Source organism: Salipiger marinus (genome assembly GCF_035481585.1).
GTDB lineage: Bacteria > Pseudomonadota > Alphaproteobacteria > Rhodobacterales > Rhodobacteraceae > Salipiger > Salipiger marinus.
This window is the reverse complement of record NZ_JAYKSL010000048.1, coordinates 1-9675: the sequence shown is the minus strand read 5'-3', so window position 1 is coordinate 9675 and position 9675 is coordinate 1. Positions and strand designations below refer to the sequence as shown.

The 9675-nt window shown below is 54.7% G+C and carries 4 protein-coding genes and 3 pseudogenes; 1 reads left to right on the top strand and 6 read right to left on the bottom strand.

Translation table 11 applies throughout. From position 1 onward, the window contains the following. Positions 1 to 185: pseudogene (locus VK682_RS26585) on the top strand (hypothetical protein); the annotation flags it as partial. Between the two features lie 547 nt (positions 186 to 732). Here VK682_RS26585 and VK682_RS26580 read toward each other — a convergent pair. The 6 genes and pseudogenes from VK682_RS26580 to VK682_RS26555 form a co-directional block, all read right to left on the bottom strand. Further along, positions 733 to 1395, bottom strand: a pseudogene (locus tag VK682_RS26580) (integrase arm-type DNA-binding domain-containing protein); the annotation flags it as partial. Between the two features lie 559 nt (positions 1396 to 1954). Beyond that, positions 1955 to 2989 carry a hypothetical protein gene (locus VK682_RS26575; RefSeq protein WP_230798163.1) on the bottom strand — a complete coding sequence of 345 codons (1035 nt, stop codon included), beginning with the start codon at positions 2987 to 2989 and terminating at the stop codon, positions 1955 to 1957. 3 nt (positions 2990 to 2992) lie between these two features. Then, positions 2993 to 5023: an ORC-CDC6 family AAA ATPase gene (locus tag VK682_RS26570; RefSeq protein ID WP_230798162.1), complete on the bottom strand. Its 2031-nt coding sequence runs from the start codon at positions 5021 to 5023 to the stop codon at positions 2993 to 2995. Then, positions 4984 to 5940, bottom strand: a complete 957-nt coding sequence (locus tag VK682_RS26565; protein ID WP_230798161.1) for a phosphoribosyltransferase-like protein — start codon at positions 5938 to 5940, stop codon at positions 4984 to 4986. The genes VK682_RS26570 and VK682_RS26565 overlap by 40 nt, the downstream gene beginning before the upstream one ends. Then, positions 5937 to 7127, bottom strand: coding sequence for a DNA cytosine methyltransferase (locus VK682_RS26560; RefSeq protein WP_230798160.1), 1191 nt, complete (start codon positions 7125 to 7127; stop codon positions 5937 to 5939). The genes VK682_RS26565 and VK682_RS26560 overlap by 4 nt, the downstream gene beginning before the upstream one ends. A gap of 778 nt (positions 7128 to 7905) precedes the next feature. Further along, positions 7906 to 9675: pseudogene (locus tag VK682_RS26555) on the bottom strand (type IV secretory system conjugative DNA transfer family protein); the annotation flags it as partial.

Here is a 9675-nt window from a genome sequence, read left to right as displayed (position 1 = left end):
AATTATGCGCCTACCCGGCTCAGTTCTGGGTGGAAATCAACACCTGGATGGGCTCCACCCATTTCCTGATGCGCCGCCTGAAGAACGTCCGCACCGAGATGGCGCTGAACGTGCTGGCCTACAACATCAAGCGCATGGTCGCCCTGGTCGGGATCAAGGGGCTGCGGGCGGCTATCCCTGGGTGATCCTGACAATTACTGGCTGTAATTCAAGCTTCGGTGTGCGCCAAAGCTCCTCCCAAGCCTTCGGAGGCATCAAAAACACCCCATACAACCAACCTGAGCCGGATATCAGCAAGCTGGCTGAAGTTGCGCCTCGGAAGGCAGTGGTCGCCGAGTTTCCACACAGCCTCGGCCCAATGCGGACGTTCGCCTGTAGTGGGTGCTTATCCCGCGCTCCCAAAAGATGCCGGTCGACCAGCATCCCTGCTTGTAGTTGGCCGTGATAGTGCCGATGCGACGCTGGACGGGCATCGGCCGATGGCGACCCACGTCCCGGAAGTCCAGCGTGAAGGCCCGGTTTCCGGAAGGGTGATTGTGACCGAGAACCCTCGCACATCTGTGTCGAAGATCTGGTAATCCCGTCCCAGGTTCTCAACCTCACGGACGGTTTTCTCATTCATTTTCAACCTGTTGACCATAGATCGCACTCCATCGCTCGTCCGACATGAGGCGTGGAATCGCGCCCATATCAAGCAAAGCATGGCGACAGGACCGGAATGCAGGCGGAGACCGCATGCTCGATCCGCCGGTGGAAGCTCTGTGCCGGGTTGTCCGACCTCCAGCCCCAGTCGATGGCCAGCGTGAACATCTTGCGCAGCACCTCGCCCATGCGGTTGGCGCGGATCGGCGTGGGCTTGTGACCCTGCAGCTTGCGAGCGCGGTTGTTGGGCTTTGCCTTGCAGGGGCGGGGCCGCCCCTCGGCCACGAAATCGAGGAACTTCGCGACGCCGGACTTGGTGATCTCCGTCACCAGCCGGTTGCCCCGGGCGGGTTCCACCATCTTCTTCTTCAGCGTCGAGACCTGGTCGCCCGCATTCGTCTTGGCCAGTTTCGGCAGGTGTTCGGCGATGTAGCGGTCGATCATGTCCGTGATGCGCGGAGCCCCGCGCCACTCGTCGCGCATCGCCAGAGGATCCTGTCCCTCGTCGATGGCGCGGCGCAGTTCCTTGGCGCGCTCGCGCGCGGCCGTGACGCTCCACTCCGGCCAGCTCCCGATAGTCATGCGCCCCTGCCTCCCGGCATGCCGGTAGTCGATGGTGAAGGTGCGAGCGCCCGATGCTTGCACGCGGGCGGCGAAGCCGATCACGTCCGTGTCGAAGATCTGATAACTGACGCCGGGCTTCGGTTCTGCCTCCCGCAGGGTTTTCTCATTCAGTTGCAGTCGTTTGACCATCCATTTCGCCTCCTTGCCCGACGACACAGGCGTAGACCCGCGCCACTAGCAAGTCGGACCACGGGCCAAGGACCGGAATACAGGCGGAAGGTGGAATTGGGGCGGGGAGGGTACGTCCGGGCTCGAGCCTATGGTCGAAGACCGATTTGCATCATCCCGCCACTGAACCACAGAACGCACGTGGCAGTGGCGAGGCAGTTATGATTCGCAAACGTGGCCAACGCACCGACGGCCTACGCAAAGATCTACCCGCACATCCGAACAGCCGAACTGTGAGCTGTCTGGACCAGTCTCCATCAAAGGCACAGATAGTGGGAGATGCGACGCAAGCAACACGATATGGTGCCTTTTCGCCCCTCGAAAAAGTCAATAAAAATAGAAGGATGCGTACTCTTGACGCTCGGCGTCTACACTTGTACGAGCTAGGTTCCAACTCGCGAAACCGGCACTTTTGCCTCGCGGGCGTCGCTTTATGCGGCAGACGTCCCATGCGCGACGACCTGCATGGGAGATTAGCGGTTGGTTCCAATAGAATGTAGTGGTGGCTGTTATGCCGCCACTACATTTCGTAGAGAAAACGACCCGCCCTTTTTATTGCATATGACCACGTATCGAGAGCGCCCAACCGGGATGCTGCGTCTGCCGTGTAGTCAACGGCATACTTTTTGGGTTGAGAATAGTAGACCGGAATGTCGTCAAGTCTCGCGCGCTCTGCAGCTATCGCAAAAAGACACATCGCAAGAGAAAACGGCTTGGGACCATACGGCGCCATCATTGAAGTCTTTTTTCCGCCATTTGATGCCATCCGCATCGCGTCAAATGCGAGGGAGACGTCAATGGAGTCCAAATGCAAGAAATTAATTGGATCAGCGCCATCTAAAAGCGTAGCGTCTCTTTGTACAACCCTTTCGACCTGTTGAACAAACTTCCAGTTCCTTTGAATGCCAGGTGGTCCAGGTGGAAACGGAAAAAGAAGATGCATGGCTCGAGCTCTGTCATTGCCAAACATCGTCAACATGCTGTGAAGATGGAACCCAACACCAACAAAAGCAACATCGTGACTGTCTCTAGCATCCATGGTGGCGAACGTCGGAAGTACTCGGAGTGTTTCCGGGCTCTCGGCAAGTACCTTTGCATGGCTGGTACCACGGGTGTACACAACCTGCAAATTCTGAACACCATCATCAGAAACTAGGAAGCGAAGCATTGGAAAGAACCAACGCTTTGGAAAAGAAGTTATGTCGAGAATAACATTGCCGCTCTCCGCAGCGTTCCTACAGACCTCTTCAATCCTATCAATTGATGCCTTCAAGTCCGCGGACTCATAATGGGCAGCGAGGGGAGCTTCTCGATCATAGTAGTCACGATTACGTCCAAATGCACTTGCTTGGCTGTCCAAAAATTCTCGGGTGCCTAGTCTTGGGTCCTCCACCTTTACAAGAATTACTTTCGTGGCGAAGCGTGCAAGCTGTGAAGCTGAAACAACAGACCTCTTTTCAGTACCAAAGCAAGCCAAGACCGTCCAGTTAGCTTGTCCGTACTTCTCGCACACCCAGAGCGGCCGACCCCAAGGTCGAAAAACGAAGTTGGTCATCGTTTAGATTAAACCTTTCTGCACCTCAGGCGGTGAACTCCGGAGGGGCACCTCATAACCACTTTCGTAAATCCAGCCAGCTACCTCCCCAATCTTTGCATAGTACGGTTCCTTTGTTCTAACGTATGGCAAGCCAAGACTTGGGCAGAATATTGGATGAAAGTAGAACTTTGTTCGTAACTTTCGATCGCTAGACTTGGACGTATGTGGCAACATCAGGACATTGCCATAGTCCGCAAGCTCCTCTAAAAAAGATCGTACCTCCGGAAACTCATCCAAATCCCTGTCTAATAAAGAAAAGCCATTGGCGCCGGGGTAAGAGAGGTTCTTGTCATCAAGAAGTTTCTTTCTGAGAATGCTTCCCACATTGCTAACGAAACGTGCTCGCTCAGCACTCCGTCCAGATTGCTCGTAAATCATTTCAACCCAAGCTTTACTTGCTTTAAGTATTGAAACCGATTGGACTGAAACTGGCACACTTGGAACTTCACCGAGCCCAATCTCAGGGCGATCGTTGCGTTGAATGAGCGTACTCCAAATGAACTGATTCAAACCCAAAAAGGCCAAGATGCTGCCCCCTGCAAGCTCAAGTAGTTCGCTCGCCCCACCCCAAATAGTCTTCTGCTTCGTCTCGGATGCTATCCTAACAACCATCGCATGGGCGCGCTCCTTCCTCCACCATTGGCTAGAGCTTCTGCGCCAGGGCAGCAACTCATCCCTCACGCTGAGATTATCGACGTCACCCTTTTGTCGGACCCAAAGCTCACCAAGCTTAGCCTGGTAGAAGTTGCGCTCGGCAAGCGAGCGCAACGAAGACTTCGTCGTCTCGGACCAACCATCTTCAACCTTGACATAACTTGCCTTTTCCCGAATTCCGAGATGCTGATTAACCTTTTCCTCTGGGCTGAGATTTCTGCCATAGACTTCTTCAAACTTCTTCGCCTCATGGCCTTTCGGAACATCAAAACCCGAAAAGCGAAGCCGTCGCGCGAATACATCAACCGCAAAACGATCAAACACGTGTCCGGCGCGACTGCTATCGTCTTCGTGCTTGCGCAGAATGTCATCTAGGTCGATGTACTTATAGTCACGCATTTGCTCAAGATTGCCGGAGGTTCCGTGAATCTTTCCGTGGCTCTTCCAGGAATAACCTCGGGTTCCAATTCGATATGAGATTTCTCCATTTCGAGATGAAAGCGCTTTATTGATCACCGCTCGATAGTCAACTGCTTCTCCGGCAGTTTGTCTCGATGAAATACTGCCAAGTTCTTCGTACTGATCGATGTCTGCAAACACGTGAGTTCGACTATCGATCCATCCGCCACCTCTCAAGAGTTCAGCGAGCACAATTTGTGGGCTGCCTATGGCAGTGATTGTATCCTTTATCGAATGATCAAGATCGCGGTCCTTCCCATGCAAGAACCTTCTATATGCACGTGCTCGATCGCCTAGCCTAGAACGAAGCTGCGCAAAACTCTCGCACCTCCCCAGCCAACCCTCCCAAATAGGATGGTTGGAAATTTCAAGCGCGAACTGATCAAAGTCAACTTGTGCGCCTAGTAGGCCGACCTCAGCGCGAATATGATGTGGGGCGACCAAATATTGCTCAATGCTTGAAAGAATACTGTCGCACAGCAGGTAGTTTAGGAAATCAGCAAACTGTAATTCGGTTTGGAGGACGTCAGCGTCAATAGCGCTACGATAACCAAAATCGATTACGTTCTGATGTGCAAGATTTACTGAGCCACAGATGAATCGGCGAAGGTCGTCGCGAACTGGGAAGGCTTCCCCAGCGGTGTCGAACTCCATCCGTACCTTTGGTTTCAGTAGACTGAGGAGCATGCTTTTGCCGCAGCCTTGAATGCCAGTCACAACAATGTTCCCCGGAAGAAACAGGGCCTCTGTGTGCTCCACCAATAGTGGACTGAAAACTGTCACAAACTCGTGAGCAGAAATCCTGTCCCCGACATAAAGTTCAAAGAAGGGGTTTGACTTCATGACTGCCTCATCACTCTCGGAAACAGCGGCTTCCATTGTTCGGTTTCATGGTGGAAGATCGGAAGTGTGTTGTTAGGACAGTTTGAAAACAGTACCACTTTTGCGCCCGTCTCCTCAAAGCCGTACATGAACTCTTCAGTAGCTGCTTGCAGTGAAGGCATGATACGTCTCAAGAAGGCATCAACCTCGGTGGCCTCGGCTCCGCGTGACTTCTCAAAATCCAAGACCACGTCATCAGGCAGTACCACAATCGGGTCGTACCGGACATTCTGGAGGCCGTTGGTGAGTTCGATAAGTGCCTTGTCGCCCTTCGGGCACACAACCAAGGGGCAGAACAGTATCGGAATGTCTGAAAGTGCCTTAGCTGCGAACTTGACAGCGGCTGTTGACTGTCGACCTGATCCAACGAAATCTTCCAGAAGAACAAGCCCCTTTATCTTGTTCCTATTAACATAATCTCGGATTTTAATTTCGTCGCCGAGACGCCCGAGTGATCGCCAGTCCGGTCGAACTTCTTTGCTCTTCAGTCCATTGACTTTCAGAAAGGAGTTGATCCGCAGGCTGTCCGACACCGGACATATCCATAGTTCATCCGCGTAGGTCCGAATACTGTTGTCGATAGTTGGTGAGAACGGGTCGAGATTGGTCGAGTCAAGTATCCATCGCGCGATCGCGCCTCTATATGCTGATCGAAACAGTGCCTCAAATTCCCGCCGCCCAACATAGAAGACGTCTAAGAGAAGTGAGACCAGCATTTGCTGATCTCGTGGATCGGGTAGATTGTTAATCCAATCGAGGAGACGTGCGCGAAAGGGGTGAAACTGAGCAGGCTCGTAGTCATTAAATACTTTTCTGCTCAGGTAGTTCAGTAATGTTATTGATTCTTCGGGTAGCGGGCTCTCATCACCAGGAAAGTCCCATTCCTGAGGCAGCTCGGTCAATCTCTCGCTCATAGAAGCTCCCTACAGTACTTCGCAAGCTCGAACGCCATAGGAGGTGGTACCGCGTTTCCTATCAATCGAAATGCCGATTTCTCATTCTTGGGAAACTTGATGGAATCGGAAAATCCTTGAATTCTTGCCGCCTCACGTACGGTCATGCCCCGATGCTCCGAGGGGTGAAGGAAGAGTTGAATATCGCCAAATCTGGTGTCGACTGTTGGGGATACATCATCTGCTCGTAGTCGGCGGTACTTTCCATTAAACGTGTTTGTTAGGTCGATTTCGTCCCCTACGGCTCTCAAGTATCCAATGCGCTTCAGGTTATCTATTGTTTGGGTGTCAGCACTCGCACAAATGGCGGCAAGACGGTCGACGCTGACTGGATCGGCATCTCCAAAAGACCGCTTGCGCTCGGTTCTGCGCAGCTGTCGGATAGCCTCGAGCACTAGCTTCTCAGCATTGTTTGTTGATCCAAAAACTTCAGGAATCTCCCAAGTTGGTACGCTGTTTGGTCCAGAGCGCACGTTACAGAGTTTTTGACCGGGCTTTATCCTGAGTGCCACCCGATGGTGTTTTGAGTCAGGGCTATGGTAGACCGGCCTGTGATTTATGTCGTTGTCTGGAATTCCGGAGAGTACAGATGAGAGTTTTATGGTTCCACGGGGGGATGCACGATACATTGTAAATGGAGCGTTCTTTCTTGCGACTATGACGGTTCGGCGACGGCGTTGCGCAACTCCGAAATCTGTCGCTGAGAGTACCGACCACTCACAATGATAACCTGCCGAAGCAAGTGCTTCTAAGGCACCATTGAAGTAGCCAGAGTTTCTGCGATTCGTGAGGGCTTCAACGTTTTCAATGACAGCAAGTTGGGGCTTGCATCGCGCGATTATTGAGCAAGTGGAAATGAGAAGGTCATTTCTCTCGTCATTGGCCTTGTATCCGCCACCCGTGGAGAAACCTTGACAAGGTGGACCAGCAATAATCACATCGGGCTGGAAAGCGAATTCGAAATATTTATCTATTGTGAGCTGTCGCGCAACCGGCCTAAGGCCCGAATTGTAGCATTCTACGGCTTCAGCATTCTGATCAGCTGCAAAATGGATTCTGAACCCAGCCTCTTCGAAGCCATGATCAAGCCCCCCGCATCCCGAGAACAGGCTTGCAATCTTGATTTCGGAGGACGAGTGGTCGAACACTGAGGCCGATCTTCATTTCTTTTCGCCTGTTTTGCGGCAGGCTTGGTGGCTGATGAACGGTTCTGTTAGCCGTTTGGAACTTACTGGGGTGGGTGATGCGACGAGGACAATCTCTATGTGTATAGTCAAGCCCTTGGCGTTCTTCAATGATTGGCTGTTTCCTGCTTGCTTCTGACGCTGTGAGCTCGTTGTCGGTTGCCAGGTGATCGCGACGCTGAAAATGTCATTTTGCTTCAGAGAGTTGATACACAATCCAGTTCGCGTATGGGGGCTTGGATCGAAGCGCTTCTCTGGTCCAAGCGGTGTTTCAGACCGAGTTGGCACAGGTGGCCTGCTCGTGGGGGGAGGCCAGCTTGGCTAGTCATGCCTTGAGTTCGACCGTGGTGCGATCAAGTGAAACAAGGCAAGCCGCTTCCGGCCGCCTGATGATGTCCAGTGATCAGCTTGGCTTGTGAACGTGTGGTCAACCCATGAAGTCCTTTGTGAACTGGCTTATCCGGTTTAGTGGCGGCGATATCCTTCTGATGACGGAGGAAAACTGAAGAGATGCAAAGGCATGCGCGGTAAGTGATTGATTTCATTACGATGGCGGCAATGCTCGTGCTGCGGCTCATAACCTGAAGTCCGCAGGTCCAGATCTGACTGACCACCTAGTCACGTCCGCCTGCTGCCGTCGTGACCGTGAAACCTCGGCTTAATCAGTTTGGCGTGGCTACGGAGTCTCCCTGCTGACCGCCCGCTCCCCGCCCTCTATGACCGTCAGACCATGCCCACCGCCCTACCGGTGCATTGGCTTTTTGCCGCCCTCCTCCTGCAGCATCGCTTCCATGTCTTCTAAGCCATCGACAGCAGAGCGCATCTGCGCCTCATCATCCACGCCCACTGTCTCGGCATCTGCAACTTGGCCCCCAAAATCCATTTCCATCTGTCGCTGTTCCTCAGCGATGGCGGCTTGAACGACAGGCGCAGTCTTCTTTGGGGCGACATCAGTTTGCCCTAACGATTGGCCATCAGCAGCCTGGCGCGCGGCCTCAACGTCGGCCTTGGGTCCGCCTGACCCGTTCGACGGCGGTGTCATCGGCATGGCGCGGACACTCAGCGGCAGCGTGCCTTGCGATCCCCCTCCCCCCGGCTCCGGAAACGGCAATTCGCCCGTCTGCGCCGCATGGATCGCCTTAAAGAGCCGGTCGTCAAAATACTGGATCCGCTTCGCGCGGACCGGCATCTGGGCATCGATCACCATGACAATCTCGTCGAGGGGGAGACGGCGCGCTTCGTCTTCAGGCAACAACGAGCTCTCTTCAGTCCGGGTCGATTGGCTGCGGCCCTCGAAGGGGTTCTTGCCGATGGACTGGGATAGCGTAATGACGGTCTTGGTGGTCTTTCCGACCGCCTTGCTCAGCTCCTCGACGGTTTTTTCATCGGAGGGCGTCAGGTAGAGCTTCACGCCCGCATTCCCCTGCAAGGCGCGGCGGGTGTTTTCGCCGTAGATTTCATCGAGGGCGGGAATGGTTTGGGTGACCACGGCGAGGTGACCACGATAGGTGCGCAGTGTCTCGATGCTTTCGACCACGATGGGCATTTTGCCGAGGCGATTGAACTCGTCGAGCATGATCATCACCGGCCAGGGCTCATCCGGCCCGGGGTCCTTTTCCTGCATGGCGGAGAGGAGATCGGAGAAGAAGAGCCGGATCAGCGGCGCCAGCGGCTTCACCATCAGCGGCTGGACGACGAGATAGACCGAAAAGGGCTTCTTGCGGATCGTCCGGAAATCAAAATCCGAGACCGCCGTCGCCTCATCGATCGCCGGGTTCTGCCATTGGTCGAGCCCCGAGGTCATCAGGAGCGAGACATAGGAGGTCAGCGTATCGTTGTTGGTCGAGGCCAGCCGCGTAAAGATCAGCTTGGCGGCCCTGTTGTCCACCTCGTGGCCGCGCGCGAAGTATTCCTTCTGCTTGTTTCCACCGGAGGCCGCGATGCGATAGATCTCGCCCAAGGTGGGGCGCTTGCGCTGGAAGGCCAAGAGCCCTGCCGCCACGAAGAGATCAATCCCGCCCTTGAGGAGGCCCTGCACCCGGTCATTGTCGCTCTGCAGGAACAGCGTCGCCAGGAGCTGCAGTTCCATCTGCTGGCGCGCGGGATCTTTCAGCTCAAAGNCCCTTGAGGAGGCCCTGCACCCGGTCATTGTCGCTCTGCAGGAACAGCGTCGCCAGGAGCTGCAGTTCCATCTGCTGGCGCGCGGGATCTTTCAGCTCAAAGATGCGCAGGAGCGGGTTGTAGCGATGCGTGCGCTTGCCCTCCCAATCGGTGGGGGCAAAGCGATAGACCTTGTCGCCTTGGGCTGCGCGGTGTCGGGCCGTGGCCTCAAAGCACTCGCCCTTCACATCGAGCGTCACTGCGGAGCCTTGCCAGGTCAGCAGGTTCGGAATGACGAAACCCGTGGTCTTGCCGCGGCCCGTGGGGGCCACGATCAGCGCATGGGGAAAGACCTTGGAACAGATGTAGTTGGCGCGGGAGCCCGGCGGCCCCAGCTTGCCGAGGATGAACC